Source organism: Ruegeria sp. BF7 (assembly GCF_056538605.1).
Genome location: NZ_JBQFTM010000003.1, coordinates 46035 through 67160, shown reverse-complemented (window position 1 = coordinate 67160; position 21126 = coordinate 46035). Strand labels below are relative to the sequence as shown.

Here is a 21126-nt window from a genome sequence, read left to right as displayed (position 1 = left end):
GTGACCGACCAAACCGCCCCCACTGCGCTGGACCTGCCGATGGTGGACCCGCTGCCGCCCGAGACGCAGAAATACTTTGATATCTGCGTGGATAAGCTGGGCTTTGTGCCGAACGTGCTGCGGGCCTATGCGTTTGACATCGACAAGCTTAACGCCTTCACCGCGATGTATAATGACCTGATGCTGGGCGATAGCGGTCTCAGCAAGCTGGAACGTGAGATGATCGCGGTGGTCGTATCGGCGATCAACAAGTGCTTCTACTGTCTTGTGGCGCATGGCGCGGCGGTGCGGCAATTGTCGGGTGATCCGCAGCTGGGGGAAATGCTGGTGATGAATTACCGTGTCGCGCCTCTGGACACGCGCCAACGGGCGATGCTGGACTTTGCCGCCAAGATGACCTCGGCAAGTACCGAGGTCGAGGAACCCGACCGCCAGCGCCTGCGGGATGTGGGGTTCACGGATCGCGACATCTGGGACATCGCCAACGTGGCCGGCTTTTTCAACATGTCAAACCGGGTCGCCAGTGCCACGGCGATGATTCCGAACGACCAATACCACGCGCAGGCCCGATGATCCGCTTTGCCTCACTGATCCTGTTGCTGTTGGTCGGGCCGGGTATCGCGCAGGACCTGACGTTGCCTTCGGGCGCACGCCAGATCAGCGACCGGGTCAGCCCGCTTGACAGCTATGACCTGCCAACCGGCCCGTTTGCCGATGGCACCTTGCCGACGCGGCAGGTTGAGGGGCGGGTTGAACGGATCACATGGCGCTTGCAATCGGGCTCCAGTACGACGCTGCAATTGCTGGCCCCGCTGCGCGATCAGATCGTCGCGCAGGGCTATGACGTGCTGTTCGAATGCGAGGCCCGCACCTGTGGTGGGTTCGATTTCCGCTTCGGAACCGAGGTTGTTCCGACCCCCGACATGTATGTGGCGATTCAGGATTACCGCTTTCTGTCGGCCACGCGCGGCGACGATGTGCTAAGTCTGCTGGTCAGTCGCAACCCGCCCAGCGGGTACGTTCAGTTGATCCGGGTCTCTCCGGTTGACGCCGAGGCCCCACCACCTCTGGTGATCGAGGAAACGGCCGATGTATCCGGCGGGTTACTGGCCGCGTTGGAACAGAACGGGCATGTGATTCTGGACGATCTGCATTTCCGCACCGGAGAGATCACGCTGGGCGATGGCCCATTTGCCTCACTAAACCGGATCGCGGCCTATCTGGCCGACAACCCCGGTACGCGGCTGGCGCTGGTCGGTCACACGGACGATACCGGCGCGCTAGATGCCAATATCTCTGTCAGCACGGGTCGGGCGCAGGCGGTCCGGGCTCGCCTGATCGAGTCGCATGGGGTTGCTGCCGACCGGGTTGAGGCCCGTGGCATTGGATATCTGGCCCCCCTGACCTCGAATGCCACGCCCGAAGGCCGCGACCTGAACCGCCGGGTCGAGGCGGTTCTGCTGGTCAATTGACCCCGGTGACACAGGTCTGACAGGCGAGCCGATCGAATACGAAAGGAGCCCACATGACTGACCAGACACCAACGCCGCAGGCATTGATCATTGGCGCGGGGACCGGTCTGTCGGCCTCGTTCGCGCGGGCATTGGCACAGGGCGGATATGCCGTGCATCTGACGGCCCGCGACGTGTCGGATCTGGCACCCTTGGCCACCGAGACAGGGGCGAGGCTGCATCAGTTGGATGGCACGGAAGCCCAAGGCGTGGCGGCGCTGGTTGCCGGTCTGCCGGGAGAGCTGCGGGTTGCGTGTTATAACCCTTCGGCCCGGCAGCGTGGCCCGATCACCGAGCTTGATCCGGAAACGGTACGCAAGGCGGTAGAAGTCACCGCACATGGGGCGTTTCTGCTGGGTCAGGCCGCCGCCCGCCGGATGTTGGATCAGCCGATGCGCGACAACCGACGTGGCACGATCCTGTTCACCGGCGCCTCGGCAGGGGTCAAAGGTTTCCCGCTTTCGGCACCTTTTGCCATGGGCAAGTTTGCGCAACGGGGGCTGGCGCAGTCCATGGCACGCGAACTGCACCCCCGAGGCATCCATGTGGCCTGGGTCAATATCGACGGCGGTATCCGCAATCCGGACCGGGTTGCAGGGGCTGACACGCCCGACTCGATGCTGGACCCGGATGCCATCGCACGGGAATACATGCATCTGATCCATCAGGACCGCTCGGCCTGGAGCGATGAGTTGACCCTGCGCCCGTGGGTTGAACGGTTCTGAGCGGACAAAAAAAGGCCCGCGCAGATGCACGGGCCGTCGAGGTTCACCGGGGGAGATATTACCAGTCCATCGGGCCCTTTTCGTTGAAAGACTCGACAAGAAAATCAATAAATGCCCGCACCTTTGGCTGGGTAAAGCGGCCGGGCGGGTAGACGGCATAGACGCCCTGCACTTCGTCGGGCAACGACGGCATCGCATCCAGAACCGCACCGGATTTCAGCGCGTCCGCGTACAGGTAGCTGGGCAGATATGCGATCCCCAGCCCGGAGATGGCCGCATTCAACAGCGATTGCCCGTCATTGACGCTCAGCCAGCCTGCGGTGCGCACCTGCCGTTTTTCACCCGAAGGTGCCGTCAGTTTCCACACATTGCCTGAGGATTGGCTGGAGTAGTGCAGCAACTTGTGTTCGTTCAGGTCGTCGATCTTCTGCGGACGTCCGAATTTCTCGATATAGCTGGGCGCGGCGACCATCCGTTTGACAGTTTCCGTCAGCTTGCGGGCGCGCAGAGTGCTGTCTTCCAGCTCACCAATGCGCACGGCAACGTCGAACCCTTCCGAGATCAGCTCCACATAGCGGTTGTTCAGCACCATGTTCACGGTGATATCCGGATAGGCTGCGAGGAAATCCGAAAGAACCGGCGACAGGTGATTCACGCCGAAATCCGTCGCCACGCTGATCCTTAGCAGGCCCGAGGGGGCCGACTGCATCGAGGTCACCAGCGCATCCGCCTCGCCCGCGTCGTTCAGCACGCGGCGGGCACGGTCGTAATAGGCCAGCCCGATCTCGGTGGGGGACACGCGGCGTGTCGTACGGTTGAGCAGCCGTGCGCCCAGTCGGGCCTCAAGGCTGGACACGTGCTTTGACACTGCCGATTTGGAGATGCCCATCTTCTTGGCCGCATCGGTGAAGCCACCCTGGTCCACCACATTGGCAAAGGCTTCCATTTCGGTAAGTCGATCCATTCTCGTTCCCCGGGTGCAAAATCTTTGCCTGACTGTCGCCTTCAATCTGGGCGGAAACAGGGCAGACATGGGATAATATCAGGGATTTGAATCAGATCGTTTGCAGATGGGAAACGCGGAAACAATGGTTTCCGGTGCCGCTACAGAGCCTGCAAGACAAGGATTTTCGGCGTTTATGTCCGAATGTGTTAAGATGAGAATGGCAAATTTGTGACCACGGAGGAGATCATGAAAGCCTTGCTTGCCCCAGCTGCCTTGTGCCTGTTCGCAACCCTTGCGACGGCCGGAGGGGAAACCGCATCCAACCCCGAAGCTAAAGTCTATTTCGTGAATCTGGCCGATGGGGACACCGTTCAATCCCCGGTAACTGTGGTCTTTGGCCTCAGCGGCATGGGCGTGGCCCCCGCCGGGACCGAGAAGGAAAACACCGGCCATCATCACCTGCTGATCGACCGCCCACCGCTGGGTGAGGGCGAAGACGGTGCGGATGAACTGGCCAACGGTCTGCCCTCGGACGACAACCACCTGCATTTCGGCGGCGGCCAGACTGAGGTGACATTGGACCTCGCCCCAGGTGAGCACACGCTGCAACTGGTGCTGGGCGATGCGGGCCACGTGCCGCACGCCACGCCGATTGTGTCCGAGGTGATTACGATTACAGTGGAATAATTACCGGGATCGGCCATGAACCCGGTTTACAATAATCTGGATGTCGGAAACTCTGTCGGCCAAAACAGGAGGCCAAAATGTCGCTGGAGTTCTTTCTGACATCCTTGATTGTGGTGTTGTTGCCCGGAACCGGAGTGATTTACACGCTGGCTGTTGGCCTTGGGCGTGGGTTTCGCGCCAGCCTTGCGGCGGCGGCGGGATGCACAATAGGCATCGTACCGGCAGCTCTGGCCAGTATCATCGGGCTTGCGGCCCTTTTGCATACCAGCGCGCTGGCCTTTCAGATCATCAAGTATCTGGGTGTCCTCTACCTGTTTTATATGGCTTGGGGTATCGTCAAAGAAGGCGGAGCAATGGAGGTAAATGCCGAGAAATCCTCGGCAGGTCACCTCAAGATCGCGGTGACCGGGACGTTGATCAACGTACTTAATCCCAAACTGTCCCTGTTTTTTCTGGCCTTCCTGCCTCAGTTTCTGCCAGCCGGCACGGCGAATGCCGGTATGGAACTGGCCAAGCTGGCCACCGCCTTTATGGCGATGACCTTTGTGGTCTTTGTCGGATACGGTGCCTGCGCTGCCCTTGCACGGGATTACGTCATTCGCAAACCATCCGTGATGGCCTGGATCAAACGGTGTTTCGCGACAGCGTTCGGTGCGTTGGGCGTCAAGCTGGCGCTCTCTGAGTAATCAGAGAGCCGCAGCCAGCCGTGTTCCCTGATTGATCGCCCGTTTGGCGTCCAGCTCTGCCGCGACATCCGCACCGCCAATCACATGCGGGGTGATGCCGCGGTCGATCAGCGCATCTGCAAGGCTGCGCTCGGACACCTGCCCAGAGCACAGGACAATTGTATCCGCCGCAATCACGGTGGGGTCGGCGCGTTCTTCGCCAAAACTGATATGCAGGCCATCCGCGTCAATGCGCTCGTAATTCACGCCGCCGACGAAATCGACGTCCTTCATCTTCAGCGTTGCGCGGTGAATCCAGCCGGTCGTCTTGCCCAGCCCCTTGCCATGCGCCTGTTTCTTGCGCTGCAGCAGAGTGACGTCGCGAGCAGGGGCTTCGGGTTGCGGGCCTTCCGGCGCCAGCCCCGAGCGGTGCTGTTCCGGGTCGGTCACGCCCCATTCCTTCATCCAGGCGGGCAGATCGGTGGTGATGCTGTGGCCGTTCTCCAGCAGGAATTCCGACACGTCGAACCCGATACCGCCTGCGCCGATCACGGCGACGGATTTTCCAACCTCGGCCTTGTCGCGCAGCACGTCGATATAGTTGACGACGTTGTCACGGTCCTGCCCCGGAATTTGAGGGTCGCGCGGTGTGACGCCGGTGGCGATGATTACCTCGTCAAAGCCGGTCAGGTCGTCGGCGCCGACCTCACGGTTCAGTTCCACCTTGACGCCCAAATCTGCCATCATGGTGCGGTACCAATCGACCAGCCCCCAGAATTCTTCCTTGCCCGGCACCTGTTTGGCCATGTTCAGCTGACCGCCAATCTCGGCGGCGCGGTCGAACAGGGTCACGTCATGGCCGCGCTGGGCGGCGGTCATGGCAGTGGACAGCCCGGCCGGACCGGCACCGACGATCGCAACGGTCTTCGGCGTCTCGGCCTGGCCAATCTCCAGCTCAGTTTCGTGGCAGGCGCGCGGGTTGACCAGGCACGAGGTCAGCTTGCCGCTGAAGGTGTGATCCAGACAGGCCTGGTTGCAGGCGATACAGGGCGCGATCTGGGCGGACTGACCGGCCATCGCCTTGTTCACGAAATCCGCATCCGCCAGCATCGGGCGCGCCAGTGACACCATGTCGGCGCAGCCGGTGGACAGAACCTCTTCGGCCACTTCAGGTGTGTTGATCCGGTTCGAAGTAATCACCGGGATACCGACCTTGCCCATCAGCTTTTTGGTCACCCAGGCAAAGGCTGCGCGCGGAACGCTGGTCGCGATGGTGGGAATCCGCGCCTCGTGCCAGCCGATGCCGGTGTTGATGATCGTGGCCCCGGCCTGTTCGATCCGCTGGGCCAGTTCCACCACCTCTTCATGGGTCGAGCCATTGGGGATCAGGTCAATCATCGACAAGCGGTAGATGATGATGAAATCGGTGCCCACGGCCTCACGCGTGCGGCGCACCACTTCGATGGGCAGGCGCATCCGGTTCTCGTAGGACCCACCCCAGCGATCCTCACGCTTGTTGGTGTGGGTCACAAGGAACTGGTTCAGGAAATACCCCTCGGACCCCATGATCTCGACACCGTCATATCCGGCCTTCTGGGCCAGAACGGCGGCGTTCACGATGTCGCTGATCTGTTTCTCGATGCCTTCCTCGTCCAGTTCATTCGGCGGGAAGGGCGAGATCGGAGACTTCACCGGGCTGGGTGCCACGCATTTGGGACCATAGGCATAGCGCCCCGCATGCAGGATCTGCATGGCGATCTTGCCGCCCGCCTCATGCACTCGCCGCGTGATGATCGAGTGGTTCGCCACCTCTTTGTCGTTGGTCATCATCGACGCGCCGGGCAGAACCGAGCCTTCGAGGTTCGGGCCAATTCCACCCGTCACCATCAGTCCAACGCCGCCACGGGCCCGGTCGGCATAAAACTCGGCCACTCGGTTCCAGTCGCCGGTCTCTTCCAACCCCGTGTGCATCGAGCCCATCAAGACGCGGTTCTTCAACGTGGTAAAGCCCAGATCCAGCGGGGCCAGCATGTTTGGGTACGCAGTCATGGCGAACTCTCCCTCCCGATTCTTCTGCGATAGATTGACGTTCACGTCACCTTTGTCACGCAGAACCTAACGTCACACCCTTTGCTGTTCCTGAAGCGCTTGATACAGAGTTGCCAGACCAATGTACGAGGCCGCGCATGACCCCAGAAGAGATCGCCAAACTGCCCTATCGCCCCTGCGTCGGGCTGATGCTGATGAATGCCGAGGGTAAGATCTTCGTCGGCCAGCGCAATGACCGCCACGTGGATGCATGGCAAATGCCTCAGGGTGGCGTGGACAAGGGCGAGGCCCCCCGCGATGCGGCCCTGCGCGAGTTGTGGGAAGAAACCGGCGTCACCGCTGCTCTGGTCGAGGTCGTGGCCGAGACCGACGGTTGGCTGCCCTACGATTTGCCTCACGACATTGTGCCAAAGATATGGAAAGGTCGCTATCGCGGGCAGGAACAGAAATGGTTTCTGCTGCGCTTCACCGGCAGCGACGATCAGATCAATATCGAAACCGATCACCCGGAATTCACCCGCTGGAAATGGCAGGAACCCAGCAAGCTGATTGATGAGATCGTGCCGTTCAAGCGCGAAGTGTACGCGCAAGTGGTGGACGCGTTTGACAGCTATCTGGGCTAAGGGCGGCATCACATCCTGCTGATCACCCCGCGACAACTTGCCGTGAAGGGGCGTGGTTCGGGTTGCGGCACATCTCTAGCTTGGAGGGCATGAAAGACACTGCCCACCCCCAACCCGTCACCGATCCCGCCGGGCGGACATTTAACGGCACGGACCAGCGCGCACCATTGCGCCGTGGGCTGCAAAGCTGCGGTGAATACGGTTCGGGCCAGACGGCGGGGCGGTTTTATCCGATCGCATGCGTCGCACTTGAGGTCACGCAGCGCTGCAATCTGGATTGTACGCTGTGTTACCTCTCGGACCGGGCCGAGTTGACCTATGATCCGCCGCTCGCGGTCCTGTTTGCGCGGCTGGCAACGATCCGAAGCCACTACGGCGCCGGGGTTTCGGTGCAGCTGACCGGGGGTGACCCGACCCTGCGAAAGGTCGAGGACCTTGCAACGCTGTGCCGCGAAATCCGGCGGTTGGGGATGCGGTCCTGTCTGATGACCAACGGTATCCGTGCCAGCCGGGCGTTTCTGACGCGGCTGGCAGCAGCGGGGCTGGACGATGTGGCCTTTCACGTGGACATGACGCAGGAACGCAAAGGGTTCCGCAACGAGGTTGAGCTGAACACCGTCCGCCGCGCTTACATCCGCCGGGCACGCGGGCTGGGATTGCGGATTCTTTTCAATACGACCGTTTTCAGCGGCAATTTCGATGACCTCCCGGCCCTGGCGCGGTTCCTGCGGGATCGTCCCGAGGTTGCCTTTGTCTCGTTCCAGATGCAAGCCGACACCGGGCGCGGCGTCCTGCGTGCGCGACCTGATGCGATCACACAGGACAGCGTCGCACGTGCGGTCGAGGCGGGTTATGAGGCGCCGCTGCATTTCGGCACAGCTGCGGTAGGGCATTCCAAATGCAACCGCTATGCCAGTGTCGTCACCGCCGGAGGCCGCGCGGAGTCGTTGTTGTCGAACAGGCGTCTGGTGCATCGGGTGATCGCTGCATTGGAAGGAGCGGACGACCAGCAGGATGCCCATATGCGTATTCGTCCCAAACTGCTGCGCGCGATCCGGCGTCACCCTTTGCTGGCGTTGCGTGCTCTGGCACACTTGGCAGTTAGCGTGGCCCGTCTGGGGCCGGGGTTGTTTCGCGGTCCGGTACGGCGGCAGGCGGTGTTCATTCACAACTTCATGGCGGCGGATGCGTTGGATGACGACCGCTGTGCCTCGTGCGTGTTCATGGTAGCGACAGCGAATGGCCCCTTGTCGATGTGCGTGCATAATGCCCAACGCGATCACCATCTGGCCAGCCCGGACCAGATCGACGGACCCACCGGCCCAAGCTGGTGGAACGCGGCTGTGCCCCGTTTGGCTGCGCGTTCGGACTTGCCCGACCTGAGCGATCCGGCATCGGCGCCGCTCAAACAGTTGAAGGGCCAGATGCGGGCCTTGCGCCAGGCCCGGAAGGACGCCTCATGAAAAAGCTGCTGATCGTGATGTTGCTGCCCCTGTTGGCCGCCTGCGCCAGCGTCGAACGTTTGGCTTTGCCGGCACCCGAGGTGCTTCCGGGGCAAACCCTGACCCGTTTTGCCTCTGCGCCGGGTCAGCGGCTCGACCACCGGGACTGGAGCGCCTTTCTGTCCCGCTATGTCGCCCCGGATGCGATGGGTGTGAATCGAGTGGCCTATGGGCAAGTAACCCTGGCGGATCGGGCACGGCTGGACGAGTATCTGACAGAACTGCAAGCCGTGGACCCAACACGGCTGACCCGGGATCAGCAACTGGCATATTGGATCAACCTGTATAATGCGGTGACGGTGGACGTGATCCTTGAGAACTACCCCGTCGCCTCAATCCGCGTCATCAAGGATGGCCCTCTTTCCATCGGCCCCTGGAACCGCCCGCTGGTGCAGGTTGCGGGGCAGACCCTGAGCCTGAACGATATCGAGCACCGTATCATCCGGCCCACTTTCGATGAGCCGCGCATTCACTACGCATTGAACTGCGCCGCTGTAGGGTGCCCAAACCTGATGGACCGCGCCTGGCAGGCCGAGACGCTGGAGCGTGACTTTGCCGCTGCCGAGCGCGCCTATATCAACGATCCGCGCGGGGTCCGGTTTGACGAACGCGGAGGACTGATCCTGTCGAAGATCTACATCTGGTTCAGAGAGGATTTCGGACGTGATGAACGCGCAGTGATCGCCAATATCACAGAAGCGGCAGAACTGAACCTGCAGGCACGGCTAAATGAAACTTCGCGCGTGGCTGCATATGAGTACAATTGGGCGCTAAACGACGCAACTGTCACGGAATAACAGTGATTCAAAGCGATTCTTGAAGAGATTTTTTTCGATGCGCGTTGACCCAGAATTACACAAACAGAGTCCGCAAATGAGGTGCAGCAGGCTTCAGAAGTGGTTACTGAAGGCTGCTTTATCAGTTTAAAGAACGTTAAAGTCCTCTAAACACAAAATTTTTACTGCAAAAGTGTCCAAAATGTGGCACGGTGCGCTGAGGTGTACTTTGTTTTCGTATGAAGTTTTGAAACGGGGGAAACGTAGTGAGTTTTCTGGGACTATGTAAGGTTGCCACGGTAGCAGTCTGTTTAACGGCTGGATCCGCTTATGCCTCAACCGTTAATTTCTTGGTTGGTGCGGGATCAGGCACAACTTCCACGTCAAGTTGTACCAATTGTAATTTGACCATAACTCCAAACGCATCGTTAGTTGGTACGGCATTCTCGCTCGGCGTAGGGGAAACACAGCGTGTGGCTTTGTTTGATGTCCTTTTGAGCGACGCTGGCCTTTTCTCGGGCGGTGAGTTTGAGGTGGATACCACCTTAGCATTTGATATCCCTGGTGGATCAATCAGTAGTTCGGGTGATGCCGATTTTATTAGCTTTTTTGGCTTCATTACTCTCGGCAGTTTGGATTGGACGCAGAGCGCGTTTAATGTTGCCTTTGGAAACGGAGGTTTGTACAGCGTCGCGCTCGAAGAGGGCATCGGATTTGTGTTGGGCAAATCCAAAACAATCTATGCGGACGTGACTTTGGAAGTCTCACCGGTTCCGCTGCCAGCGCCATTTCTGCTGCTTTTAGGTGGTATCGGCGGACTTGGTTTAGTGCGCATGCGCCGGAAGAGGTCATCTGCCTCACCCGCGTGATTTTTCACGCCTTAACAACCTACGCAGCGGTTCACCATTAACTGTGAGCCGCTCGTTTCATTTTTGGAAGGCAAGTTCTAAGGGCGATCTGTTCCCTCCGAACGGTCTTGACGTGATGCTCAAAATTCAGCCCAACCAACCGGTTGGGCTAACACGTTTCCCTATTTTTTGAGTGGCAAGTTGCGAAGGGTCTTGTGCCCAAGGTTCATCTTGGTTTCTGCGAACTTACAGCAACTCTTCGGCGCGCAGCAGTTCCTGCATGTTTGCCTCGGGGCGCGGGCCGATATGGCTGATCACCTCGCGGGCGCAGACATTGCCGATCTTCGCGCAGGTCTCGTAATCGCGGCCCGTGGCCATGCCGAACAGGAATCCGGCAGCAAATTGATCGCCTGCACCGGTTGCGTCTACCGGCACCACTTTTTGCACCGGCACATCGATGCGCTGACCGTCATGCAGAACCGTTACGCCATCGCCCGAGCGCGTGCAGACAACCAGAGGGCAAATCTCGGCTGTTTTCGCCAACGCCTCCTCCAGATCGTCGGTTTCGAACAGCGATTTGATCTCGGCCTCGTTACCGATCACGAAATCCAGTTCATTCTCGATCAGCAGCAGGAAATCGACCCGGTGGCGTTCAACACAGAACGGGTCCGAAATGGCGATGCCTGTCTTGCCGCCGCCCTTATGGCAATCGCGCGCGGCCTCAAGAAATGCCGCTTTGCCCTTTTCCTTGTCAAACAGATAACCCTCAAGGAACATGATCTGGCTTTTGCCCGCCACGTCACTGGAGACGTCTGCCGAGGATAGCTCGGACGAAATCCCCAGATAGGTGTTCATCGACCGCTCGCCATCGGGTGAGACAAAGATCATCGAACGCGAGGTCGGCAGTTCGCCGCCCGGGACCGGAGGGTTCACGAAGTCTACGCCATCCTCGTTCATCGCATCCGCATAGAACCGGCCCAGGGCGTCGTCATGTACCCGGCCGATGAACGCCGCATCCAGACCCAGCGCACCGGCTCCGGCGATGGTGTTGGCCACGGACCCACCTGGCGTCTGCACCCGGCCTTCCATCGAGGCATACAGAACTTCGCCGCGTTCCTGCTCGATCAGCTGCATAATGCCTTTTTCGATGCCCATAAGTTCCAGGAAACTGTCATCGGCCTGGGAAATCACGTCCACAACGGCATTGCCGATGCCAACAAGCTGGTAGGTTTTCATAGATTTTTTTCCTCAAATTCGCAGAGATCGCGGATGATACAGGTCCCGCACATGGGTTTGCGGGCTTTGCAGTGATAGCGGCCGTGCAAAATCAGCCAGTGATGTGCATGGAGCTGGAAATCGGTCGGGATATTGTCCTCGATGGCGCGTTCGACCGCGTCCACATGCTTGCCGGGGCAAATGCCGGTACGGTTGCCGACGCGGAAGATATGCGTATCCACCGCCTGCGCCGGGTACCGCCACCACATGTTCAGCACCACGTTGGCCGTCTTGCGCCCGACGCCTGGCAGCGATTGCAGCGCGGCGCGGGAATTGGGTACTTCACCATCGTAATCTTCGACCAGAATGCGGCTGAGCTTGATGACATTCTTGGCTTTCTGCCGAAACAGCCCGATTGTCTTGATATGCTCGATCAGACCCTCTTCGCCCAGGTCCAACATCTTTTGTGGCGTGTCGGCGATCTTGAACAGTTCTTTGGTGGCCTTGTTTACCCCCGCATCGGTCGCCTGCGCCGACAGCGCCACGGCCACGACCAGCGTATAGACGTTCACATGGTCCAGCTCGCCCTTGGGTTCGGGGTCAGCCTCGTGAAAGCGGGTAAAGATCTCGCGGATCTTGTGATATCCGAGTTGTTTTGCCATCCGGCCCTTAATGCCGATCAGGGGCGTTTGACACAAGCCCAAAGCCAATGCGCATGTTCCGGGTCGCGAGGGCATGTCCCGCGCGCTATGCTTTATCCCAGACAATGAGGTGAGAGACATGAACGTCCAGACCCCCGAAAGCGGCTATCACTACAACGTCATGCGGCGCGCGATCGATTTGATTGATCAGGGCGGCGAGGGCCTGAGCCTTGAGGAACTGGCCCGCCAGATGGACATGAGCCCGGCGCATTTCCAACGCCTGTTCTCACGCTGGACCGGCGTGTCGCCGAAACGGTATCAGCAATATCTGACATTGGGCCATGCCAAGGCGCTGCTGCGCGAACGGTTCACCACATTGGAAACCGCTCATAACGTGGGGCTTTCCGGCAGTGGTCGTTTGCACGATCTGTTCCTGAAATGGGAATCCATGAGCCCCGGCGAATACGCTCGCAAGGGCGCGGGCCTGACGATCTATTGGGGCTGGTTCGAAAGCCCCTTTGGCCCGGCGCTGGTCATGGGCACCGACAAGGGCATCTGCGGCATGGCTTTCGGCGCCGAAACCGGTGAGGAGGAGGCGATGGAGGACATGCTCGGTCGCTGGCCGCAGGCGGAGTTTGTCGAGGACCCGATGCGCCTGCGTCCTTGGGTGCTGAGCGCCTTTGGTTCGGTCAGCGACCGGTTGGAACCGACGCCGCTGTACCTGATCGGCTCACCCCTGCAGATCAAAGTGTGGGAAGCGCTGATGCATATCCCCTCCGGCCTGGTCACGACCTATTCTGAGATCGCGGAACGGGTGGGCTCGCCGCAGGCGGTGCGGGCCGTGGGTACGGCGGTCGGGCGCAACCCGGTCAGCTGGTTGATCCCGTGCCACCGCGCGCTGCGCAAATCCGGTGGATTGGGTGGCTATCATTGGGGTCTGCCGGTCAAACGAGCGATGCTGGCTTTTGAGGCTGCGCAGGCGGATGCCTGATTGACAGATGGCTTGGCCGGTGCCAATGATCGCGGCAGGTTTGGGTCCCCTGCCGTTCGCGGCCAAAGGCTTTGGTGAAACCCTGTCAAAATCATCTGTTGCCCTTTCACGGCGCGCGGATGGCAATGCGAACCCCATCCATTTCTCGCGCCCGTTAAAGGAAACGAGGCAGATGATGAATGAACCTACTACAATTGCTCCGCTGCAGGAGCTTAAAGCGCAGGCTAAACGCTTGCGCCAAAAGCTTTTGGGTGAAGGCGTCCAGATATCCCACAGCAAAGCTCTGGAACTGATCGCACATCAATATGGTGCACGCGACTGGAATACCCTTCATGCGCAGGTTGGGAACCGGATGGATATGCGCGTCGGTGATCGCGTTTCCGGTCGTTACCTGGGTCAGTCTTTTTCTGCCGAAATCCGTGGGATGACTATATTGAGCGATGGTTCCCACCGCCGTCTAACGCTGCAATTTGACGAACCGGTTGATGTTGTCCGGTTCGACAGTTTTTCGTCTTTTCGGCAGCGAGTGACGGGTGAAGTAGGTTGGGATGGCCGATCTGCACGGAAAACATCGGACGGCGAACCGCAACTTGTGGTGCGTCCGGAGTAAGAAAGGGCGAGGCACAAGGCCTCGCCCGATTTTTCAGAAATTTGGGTTTGGCCTACTCCGCTGCCCAGCCGCCGACAGCTTTGACTTCCAGAAAATCTTCCAACCCCCAGACGCCGCCTTCGCGCCCGTTCCCGGACTGTTTCATCCCCCCAAACGGAGAGCCCGCGCTGCGCGACTGACCGTTCATTTCCACCATACCGGACCGCAACACGCGGGCCATGCGGTTGGCCCGCGCACCGTCCTGAGTCTGGACATAGTTGGTCAGGCCATAGGGCGTGTCATTGGCGATCTCGATCGCCTCTTCTTCGGTGTCGAAGGGGATCATGGTCAGGACCGGGCCAAAGATCTCCTCGCGCGCGATGGTCATCTGGTTGTTGGCATCGGCAAAAACCGTAGGCCGCACGTAGTATCCCTTGTTCAACCCCTCGGGCCGGCCGGTGCCGCCTGCGACCAGACGGGCGCCTTCATCGATACCCATCTGGATCAGGTCCTGAATCTTGGTCCACTGGACCTCATTGACCACTGGTCCGATATGGCGACCTTCTTCCAGTGCCGATCCGACCTTGACCATGTTTGCCACCTCGGCTGCGGTTTCCACCGCCTGATCATAGATCGGCCGCTGCACCAGCATCCGGCTGGGGGCGTTACAGCTTTGGCCGGTGTTCTGCATCATGTGCAGTACGCCGCGTTTGACGGCCTTTTCATCCGCATCCGCAAAGATCACATTCGCGCCCTTGCCGCCAAGTTCCAGATGCACCTTCTTGAGCGTATCCGCAGCCGCCTTGGAAATCGCCGTACCCGCGCGGGTCGAGCCGGTAAAACTGACCATATCCACATCCAGGTGCGCCGACAGTTGCGATCCGACGCCGACACCATCGCCATTGACCAGATTGAAAACACCGGGCGGGAAGCCGGCCTCGTCCATCATCTCGGCAAAGATCATCGCATTCAGCGGGCTTTGTTCCGACGGTTTCAGGACCATGGTGCAACCTGCAATCGCCGCCGCTCCGACCTTGAGCGTGATCTGGTTCATCGGCCAGTTCCAGGGCGTGATCAGCGCGGCAACGCCGACGGCCTCATAGATGATACGGTCATTGGGGGTGTGGTCGCCCAGCGGGCGGTCGAACTGAAACGCTTTGGCGGCGCGGATGAAGTTCTTCAGATGATACATCCCGGCGCCCGACTGCGCGCTGCGCGACAGGTCCAGTGGCGCGCCCATCTCAAGCGACATCGCCTGCGCCAGATCCTCGGAACGGGTCTGGTAAACCTCGACCAGCTTCTCGACCAGCGCGAGCCGGTCCGCGACCGGTTTCGCCATCCAGCCGGGCAGGGCGGCCTTGGCGGCGGCGACAGCGGCATCCGTGTCTGCCTGCGCACCCAGTGAAATCACTGCACAGGGCTCCTCGGTCGAGGGGTTGATCACGTGAAAGTCATTGGTCGCCGATGGGGCGACCCACTGACCGTTGATATAGAAATCGCGTTTTTCGATCATGGCGCATCCTCCTGTGCCAATAGCCCGCAGCCGGGTTTCGCGGCCACTCTTGCACCCGGGCCGGGGTACGGCAAGCAGCAATTTGATCAAATTATTTCCCAACCCAAAACGGTTTAACAATCGCACAAAGTGTTTAGGTTGACGGCAACCGACTCGGGTTTTTCACAGGAGAGGAGATCTACCATGGGTTTGCGCATCAACGACACGGTTCCGAATTTCACCGCAGAAACGGATCAGGGCACCATTCAGTTCCATGACTGGATCGGTGACAGCTGGGCCATCCTGTTCTCTCACCCCAAGGATTTTACCCCTGTCTGCACCACCGAATTCTCGGCTGTGGCGCAGCTGAACGACGAATGGGCGGCACGGGGCACCAAGGTGATTGGTGTATCGGTGGACAATGTCGAGGACCACAAGAAGTGGAAGAAAGACATCGAAGAATACGGCAAGGTCAATCCGGGCTTCCCGATCATCGCTGATGACGGGCTGGCCGTGTCCAAGGCCTTCGACATGCTGCCCGCCGAGGCTTACCTGCCCGATGGCCGTACTCCTGCGGACAGCGCCACAGTGCGGTCGGTCTTTATCATCGGGCCGGACAAGCAGCTGAAGTTGTCGATGACCTATCCGATGACCGTGGGGCGGAACTTTGCCGAGATCCTGCGCGCGCTGGACGGGCTGCAGATGTCGGCCAAAGGCGTGGCGACTCCTGCCAACTGGATGCCGGGTGAGGATGTAATCATCCCACCTGCGGTATCGAACGACGAAGCGAAAGAGAAGTTCGGCGAGTTCGAGACGATCTTCCCCTACCTGCGCAAGACCAAGGCGCCGTCGTAAGACGCAGCCGGGTCAGGGGGGCTGTCTGCCCCCCATCGCGCCATGGCGCGCGATTTCCCCGAAGGTGTTTTCAGTCAGATAATGCAGGCGGGCGCTGCGGGTGCAGGTGGAGCTGCGCCCGATAAATCGCGCGTTTGACTTCGCGGGTCAGCTTGTCTGACAGCGGCGGTTTGGTCTGGATGGTCGAGCCGCCGATTTCGCCCGCAACCTCCTGATTACCGCTGCCTTGCAGGGCATGGATCGGCTGGCCGGTCAGCCAGTGCATCTGCAGGAATGTGTCCACAGGCCGGTCGATCTGGTTGGTGGCGGCCAGCAGGCGTTCGGCGGCGCGCCGTCCCACCAGCTGACACACACATTGCAGGCCGATCACCTTGGGCAGGATCAGGCGCAACCCGTTCTGCTCGGCCAGGGTTTGGGCGGGCACCTCGCGTTGCTTCACCGGGATGCGGATATAGTGATCTGGCGTGGCGATCGAGGCCAGCAGGTCCAACGCCTTAGCCATGCGGCCCGGGTCGATGCGCAGGTCATCCTCGGTGATGACGGCCAAGTCGATCTTTTCCTCGACCAGTTTGCGCCAGATGCGACGGTGGCTTTCGAAGACGCCGATCTCGGCCGGGCGCAGAGTAAAGGGGTAGTGGGGGCGGTGCAGGTTGCCCGGATGCGGTTGGATCCCGGCGATCTGGTCCGGGTCGCGGCCGTTCACGGCTTCGAACAGTTCGGCATTGGGCAGGTCGGCGCATAGCTGGTCGGCATTGAGCCGACGGGCCGTGCTGGAGGACATATGGATGACAAACGATCGCATGATCCCGTGCATAGAACACGGGACCATGGGGGGGAAGAGAAACCGGAGAGAAACTCTGCCCCTTAGCGCTCAGAAGCTGTAGCGCAGGCCGACATTGACGCTGAAGGCGTCGATATCGTCTTCGACCGTGCCGGTGGAGGCACCATTGGGGGCCAGCCGCTCGGATGACACGTCGAACGCGCGGGAATAGCGGGTGTCCAGTGTCAGAGCCGTGGTTGAATTGATCTCATAGGCGACACCGGCAATGACTTGTGCCGCAAAGGTCGTATCACTGTCATCCAGTGCCACGCCCGGACCATAGACGAAATCCACATCGGAATAGGTGGCGCCCAGACCCAGCCCGACATAGGGGGTGAAAGCGCCTGCCTGTTTGAAATCAACCAGAACATTGGCAAACAACGAGGTCTGCGTGACATCGCCAGAGATGTTGCCTTCGGCACCCGGCCCATTGCCCGAAAAGCCCACGCCATCCACGTCGCCGTCACGGTAAGACAGTTCCAGTTCGATCCTTGTACCAATTGTATCGCTGGACCATCGTGGAATTTCGGTGCCAATCGCGACACCCAGCCCGTAGCCGGCGTCGAAATCCGTGTCCACAGATTGCGACGACCCGTTGACGGTGCCGCTGAAGTCGCTGTCCTGCAGCTGGCTGTAGCCGGCAAAGCCCTGAATATACAGGCCCTCAGACAAGCTCTGCGCGGTCAGTCCCGATGCGCTGATCGTCAGGGCTGCCGAGGCCAAAATGAGACGCGTAACCATAACCATGTCCTTTGATCCGAGTTTGGTATGGCGCACATGTGGGCGAAGCAGATGGGAAGGAAAGGCGCGCGGCCATCACTTCGATTCACAGGATTTTGGGACTGTGTGAGTGAATAAATGCGCCCCTTGAGCGGAGCGTTGGATGAACAGGTCAGTGTGCTGAATTTGACCGGTCAGCCCCCTGTTTGACCAAAGGTTCGGACAGCAACTCATCGATGAAAAAGCTGAGCAATTGCAGGCGCCCGGCGACGCCCGCCTTGCGATAAACAGCGGCGCTTTGGGCCTTGATCGTGCCCTCTTTGGTCTGCCGCAATTGGGCGATTTCCGCGATTGAAAGCCCCTTGATCGACAGCAAGGCTACGTCGCGTTCTGCGTCGCTGAGGTTCCAGTCGCTGAATTGGGTATCGATGATCTGTGCCAACGCGCCCTGCGCTATGCTCAACTGCCGTTGCATCTGGCGCACACGCCTGTTCTGGGATCGGATCAGTGCAATGGTCGCGGCTAGGCCTCCTATCAGGGCCAGTGCCAAAACCAGCTCAAAACTGTGCAGGTGACGAAAGCCCGCGCTTTCCCCTCCGGTCCAGTCCAGTATCGCGTCGGTCATGAAAAAGGCGGCGCAGACAGCCTGCACCACCAGAAGGAGCCAAAGCAATGACGTTTGAGTTGGCTTCATGCGGCCCCTGTGAAATCACCCGATCAGTCATCGTCCTTTTCGAGTTCGATGGCAGTAACCACGCCGTCGGTCTTGGACAGGACCAGTTCAGTTTCCACGCCATCTTTGAGAAGTTCAACCTCGATCTCGCCGTCTTCGAACTCGATTTCTTCGATCTGGTATCCCTGTGCCTCAAGGGCCGTGCGGATGTCAGCCTCGGTGGTGCCCAGTTTGTCACCCAGCCCGACATTGGCAAGTGCAAGAACGGGCGCGGTTGCGATCAATCCGGTTAGAGTCAGCAGTTTCAACGTTTCCATATCGCATCTCCTTTTTTACGTTGTGGCGATGCGAGTGAGCTGGGGGTGATGCGACAGTGTTGCGATTGGCTTTTGGTTGAAATGGCGGGATTTGAACAAAGGTTTATGCGGGAAATCAGGCTTTGGCGAAGTCCTCCCGACTAGGGTACCGTGCCACAAAAAAAGACCCCGGCGTTTTCACCGGGGTCTTTCGTGTTTGCGATGAAAGGGCAGATTACTCTGCGCTTTCCTCTTTCTTCTCTTTCTTCTCGGGAACGATCTCTTCGCCGGATTCCTGATCGACGACTTTCATCGACAGGCGCACCTTGCCGCGATCGTCGAAGCCCAGCAGCTTGACCTTTACTTCCTGACCTTCTTTCAGAACGTCCGAAGGATGGTTCAGGCGGCGGTTTTCGATCTGGGACACGTGGACCAGACCGTCGCGCTTGCCAAAGAAGTTCACGAAGGCGCCGAAGTCGACGATCTTGACCACTTTACCGGTGTAGATCTGGCCTTCTTCCGGCTCAGCAACGATCGAGTGGATCATCTCATAGGCCTTCTTGATCGATTCACCGTCAGGCGAGGCGATCTTGATGACGCCGTCGTCATTGATGTCGACCTTGGCGCCCGAAACCTCGACGATTTCGCGGATGACCTTACCGCCCGAACCGATGACTTCACGGATCTTGTCGGTCGGGATGTTCATGGTTTCGATGCGCGGGGCGTGGACCGAGAATTCGTTGGTCTCGGACAGGGCTTTGCCCATCTCACCCAGGATGTGCATCCGGCCGTCCTTGGCTTGCGCCAGGGCTTTCTCCATGATCTCGGGCGTGATGCCCGCAACCTTGATGTCCATCTGCAGCGAGGTGATGCCGTTTTCGGTGCCAGCCACTTTGAAGTCCATGTCGCCAAGGTGGTCTTCGTCACCCAGAATGTCCGACAGGATGGCATAGTTACCGTCATCTTCCAGGATCAGGCCCATGGCCACACCGGCAACCGGCGCTTTCAGCGGGACGCCCGCATCCATCATCGACAGCGAACCACCGCAAACCGATGCCATCGAGCTGGAGCCGTTGGATTCCGTGATCTCCGACACGATACGGATCGTGTAGGGGAAGTCGGTCGCCGCAGGCAGAACCGCCTGCAGGGCGCGCCATGCCAGCTTGCCGTGGCCAATCTCACGACGGCCCGGGCCACCAACGCGGCCAACTTCACCAACCGAATACGGAGGGAAGTTGTAGTGCAGCAGGAAGTTCGATTTGAAGTTGCCATGCAGCGCGTCGATGAACTGTTCATCGTCACCGGTGCCCAGCGTGGTCACAGCCAGCGCCTGCGTTTCACCACGGGTGAACAGGGCGGAGCCATGGGTCCGGGGCAGCATCGAGGTTTCTGCAACGATCGAACGGATATCGGTAGTCGAGCGACCGTCGATCCGCTTGCCGCCCTTAACGACGTCGCCGCGCAGAATGCCAGCTTCCAGCTTCTTCATCGCGGAGCCGAGGTTGCCGTCTTCCAGCTGCTCTTCTGTCAGCGCTTCTTTGATCGCTTCACGGGCAGCTGCAACAGCGGCGGTGCGTTCTTGCTTGTCGGTGATCGCGAAGGCGGCGCGCATCTGCTCTTCACCTGCAGCCTTAACAGCAGCATACAGTTCCGAGTAATCCGGCGCTTCGAATTCAAACGGCTCTTTCGCGGCGTCTTCGGCCAGCGAGATGATCAGGTCGATGACCGGCTGGATCTGCTCGTGGGCAAAATTCACAGCGCCCAGCATTTCCGCCTCGGACAGCTCATAAGCCTCCGATTCCACCATCATCACGGCGTCTTTGGTGCCGGCGACAACCAGATCCAAACGCTGTTCAGGGTTCAGGCGCAGGTCCTGCATGTCGTCGACGGTCGGGTTCAGAACGTATTCACCGTCTTCGAAACCAACGCGGGCACCGGCGATCGGACCCATGAACGGCGCGCCGGATATGGTCAAAGCGGCCGAAGCAGCGATCATCGCAACGATGTCGGGGTCGTTGACCAGATCGTGGCTCAATACGGTGCACATCACCAGAACTTCGTTCTTGAAGCCGTCAACGAACAGCGGGCGGATCGGACGGTCGATCAGACGCGCGGTCAGAGTCTCTTTTTCGGTCGGGCGCGCCTCGCGCTTGAAGAAGCCACCCGGCACCTTACCGGCGGCATAGTATTTTTCCTGATAGTGGACGGTCAGCGGGAAAAAGTCCTGACCCGGTTTTTGCTGCCGTGCAAAGGTCACGTTCGCCATGACGCTGGTTTCGCCCAGTGTCGCGATCACGCTGCCGTCGGCCTGACGGGCAACCTTGCCGGTTTCCAGTGTGAGCGTCTCTTCGCCCCACTGCATAGATTTCTTCGTTACATCAAACATGTGCGTATCCTAGATGGGAGCACTCCCGCCCCTGCGGGTCTCCCGTTTGCTTGGCGGCCCCATTGCCGCCGACCCCATTTTACTTTCGTCTGAGTGCCGGGATCAGGGCACAACGT

General features: G+C 59.7%; 21 protein-coding genes and 1 pseudogene. 12 read left to right on the top strand and 10 right to left on the bottom strand.

Features of this window, described 5'->3' with window-relative positions; translation table 11 throughout:
- From ACR0IK_RS08805 to ACR0IK_RS08795, 3 genes are read left to right on the top strand one after another with little or no spacing between them, the layout of a single operon-like run.
- Positions 1-573 (top strand): peroxidase-related enzyme, encoded by a 573-nt coding sequence (locus ACR0IK_RS08805; RefSeq protein ID WP_480592446.1) that lies wholly within the window; start codon positions 1-3, stop codon positions 571-573.
- The gene (locus tag ACR0IK_RS08800; protein WP_480641198.1) at positions 570-1472 is read left to right on the top strand and encodes an OmpA family protein; all 903 of its coding nucleotides are present in this window, start codon (positions 570-572) and stop codon (positions 1470-1472) included. Before ACR0IK_RS08805 ends, ACR0IK_RS08800 begins: the two co-directional genes overlap by 4 nt.
- 53 nt (positions 1473-1525) lie before the next feature.
- A complete protein-coding gene (locus ACR0IK_RS08795) occupies positions 1526-2236 on the top strand; it encodes an SDR family NAD(P)-dependent oxidoreductase (protein WP_480592450.1) in 711 nt (236 codons plus the stop codon).
- 58 nt (positions 2237-2294) lie between these two features.
- Here the strand turns inward: ACR0IK_RS08795 and ACR0IK_RS08790 are convergent, their stop codons facing one another.
- The gene (locus ACR0IK_RS08790; protein WP_480592452.1) at positions 2295-3200 is read right to left on the bottom strand and encodes a LysR family transcriptional regulator; all 906 of its coding nucleotides are present in this window, start codon (positions 3198-3200) and stop codon (positions 2295-2297) included.
- Between the two features lie 228 nt (positions 3201-3428).
- Between ACR0IK_RS08790 and ACR0IK_RS08785 the strand changes: the two genes are divergently transcribed.
- A complete protein-coding gene (locus ACR0IK_RS08785) occupies positions 3429-3869 on the top strand; it encodes a DUF4399 domain-containing protein (RefSeq protein ID WP_480592454.1) in 441 nt (146 codons plus the stop codon).
- Positions 3870-3946: 77 nt separating this feature from the next.
- Complete coding sequence (locus ACR0IK_RS08780) at positions 3947-4555, top strand: LysE family translocator (RefSeq protein WP_480592456.1); 609 nt, start codon at positions 3947-3949, stop codon at positions 4553-4555.
- Here the strand turns inward: ACR0IK_RS08780 and ACR0IK_RS08775 are convergent, their stop codons facing one another.
- Entirely contained in the window at positions 4556-6583 is a 2028-nt protein-coding gene (locus ACR0IK_RS08775; RefSeq protein ID WP_480641197.1) for an FAD-dependent oxidoreductase, read from the bottom strand. It abuts the gene before it with no gap.
- Positions 6584-6720: 137 nt separating this feature from the next.
- On the opposite strand from ACR0IK_RS08775, the gene ACR0IK_RS08770 reads away from it, so the two are divergent.
- From ACR0IK_RS08770 to ACR0IK_RS08755, 4 genes are all read left to right on the top strand, one after another.
- Positions 6721-7206, top strand: coding sequence for an RNA pyrophosphohydrolase (locus tag ACR0IK_RS08770; protein WP_480592460.1), 486 nt, complete (start codon positions 6721-6723; stop codon positions 7204-7206).
- An 89-nt stretch (positions 7207-7295) separates the two neighbouring features.
- Complete coding sequence (locus ACR0IK_RS08765) at positions 7296-8669, top strand: radical SAM protein (RefSeq protein ID WP_480641195.1); 1374 nt, start codon at positions 7296-7298, stop codon at positions 8667-8669.
- Positions 8666-9505: a DUF547 domain-containing protein gene (locus ACR0IK_RS08760; protein WP_480641194.1), complete on the top strand. Its 840-nt coding sequence runs from the start codon at positions 8666-8668 to the stop codon at positions 9503-9505. The genes ACR0IK_RS08765 and ACR0IK_RS08760 overlap by 4 nt, the downstream gene beginning before the upstream one ends.
- 452 nt (positions 9506-9957) lie before the next feature.
- Positions 9958-10353, top strand: a complete 396-nt coding sequence (locus tag ACR0IK_RS08755; protein ID WP_480592466.1) for a VPLPA-CTERM sorting domain-containing protein — start codon at positions 9958-9960, stop codon at positions 10351-10353.
- Between the two features lie 225 nt (positions 10354-10578).
- On the opposite strand, the gene ACR0IK_RS08750 is transcribed toward ACR0IK_RS08755, so the two are convergent.
- Together ACR0IK_RS08750 and nth are read right to left on the bottom strand one after the other, a co-directional pair.
- Positions 10579-11568 (bottom strand): adenosine kinase, encoded by a 990-nt coding sequence (locus ACR0IK_RS08750; RefSeq protein WP_480592469.1) that lies wholly within the window; start codon positions 11566-11568, stop codon positions 10579-10581.
- The gene (gene nth, locus ACR0IK_RS08745) at positions 11565-12209 is read right to left on the bottom strand and encodes an endonuclease III (RefSeq protein WP_480592470.1); all 645 of its coding nucleotides are present in this window, start codon (positions 12207-12209) and stop codon (positions 11565-11567) included. Before nth ends, ACR0IK_RS08750 begins: the two co-directional genes overlap by 4 nt.
- Positions 12210-12327: 118 nt before the next feature.
- Between nth and ACR0IK_RS08740 the strand changes: the two genes are divergently transcribed.
- Together ACR0IK_RS08740 and ACR0IK_RS08735 are read left to right on the top strand one after the other, a co-directional pair.
- Positions 12328-13179 (top strand): methylated-DNA--[protein]-cysteine S-methyltransferase, encoded by an 852-nt coding sequence (locus ACR0IK_RS08740; protein WP_480592472.1) that lies wholly within the window; start codon positions 12328-12330, stop codon positions 13177-13179.
- 7 nt (positions 13180-13186) lie between these two features.
- On the top strand, positions 13187-13789 hold the full coding sequence (locus ACR0IK_RS08735; protein WP_480641193.1) for a glyoxalase superfamily protein: 603 nt from the start codon (positions 13187-13189) through the stop codon (positions 13787-13789).
- A gap of 52 nt (positions 13790-13841) precedes the next feature.
- On the opposite strand, the gene ACR0IK_RS08730 is transcribed toward ACR0IK_RS08735, so the two are convergent.
- The gene (locus tag ACR0IK_RS08730) at positions 13842-15281 is read right to left on the bottom strand and encodes an aldehyde dehydrogenase family protein (RefSeq protein ID WP_480641192.1); all 1440 of its coding nucleotides are present in this window, start codon (positions 15279-15281) and stop codon (positions 13842-13844) included.
- A gap of 183 nt (positions 15282-15464) precedes the next feature.
- Here ACR0IK_RS08730 and ACR0IK_RS08725 point away from each other — a divergent pair, with 183 nt between their 5' ends.
- A complete protein-coding gene (locus tag ACR0IK_RS08725) occupies positions 15465-16115 on the top strand; it encodes a peroxiredoxin (RefSeq protein WP_480641191.1) in 651 nt (216 codons plus the stop codon).
- 481 nt (positions 16116-16596) lie between these two features.
- Here the strand turns inward: ACR0IK_RS08725 and ACR0IK_RS08720 are convergent.
- The 5 genes and pseudogenes from ACR0IK_RS08720 to pnp form a co-directional block, all read right to left on the bottom strand.
- Positions 16597-16917: pseudogene (locus ACR0IK_RS08720) on the bottom strand (glycosyltransferase family 25 protein); the annotation flags it as partial.
- Between the two features lie 69 nt (positions 16918-16986).
- Positions 16987-17676, bottom strand: a complete 690-nt coding sequence (locus ACR0IK_RS08715) for an outer membrane protein (protein ID WP_480641190.1) — start codon at positions 17674-17676, stop codon at positions 16987-16989.
- Positions 17677-17827: 151 nt separating this feature from the next.
- On the bottom strand, positions 17828-18349 hold the full coding sequence (locus ACR0IK_RS08710; RefSeq protein WP_480592479.1) for a helix-turn-helix transcriptional regulator: 522 nt from the start codon (positions 18347-18349) through the stop codon (positions 17828-17830).
- Positions 18350-18372: 23 nt separating this feature from the next.
- Positions 18373-18645, bottom strand: a complete 273-nt coding sequence (locus ACR0IK_RS08705) for a PepSY domain-containing protein (protein WP_480592481.1) — start codon at positions 18643-18645, stop codon at positions 18373-18375.
- Between the two features lie 214 nt (positions 18646-18859).
- The gene (gene pnp, locus ACR0IK_RS08700; protein WP_480592483.1) at positions 18860-21010 is read right to left on the bottom strand and encodes a polyribonucleotide nucleotidyltransferase; all 2151 of its coding nucleotides are present in this window, start codon (positions 21008-21010) and stop codon (positions 18860-18862) included.
- Positions 21011-21126: the final 116 nt, after the last annotated feature.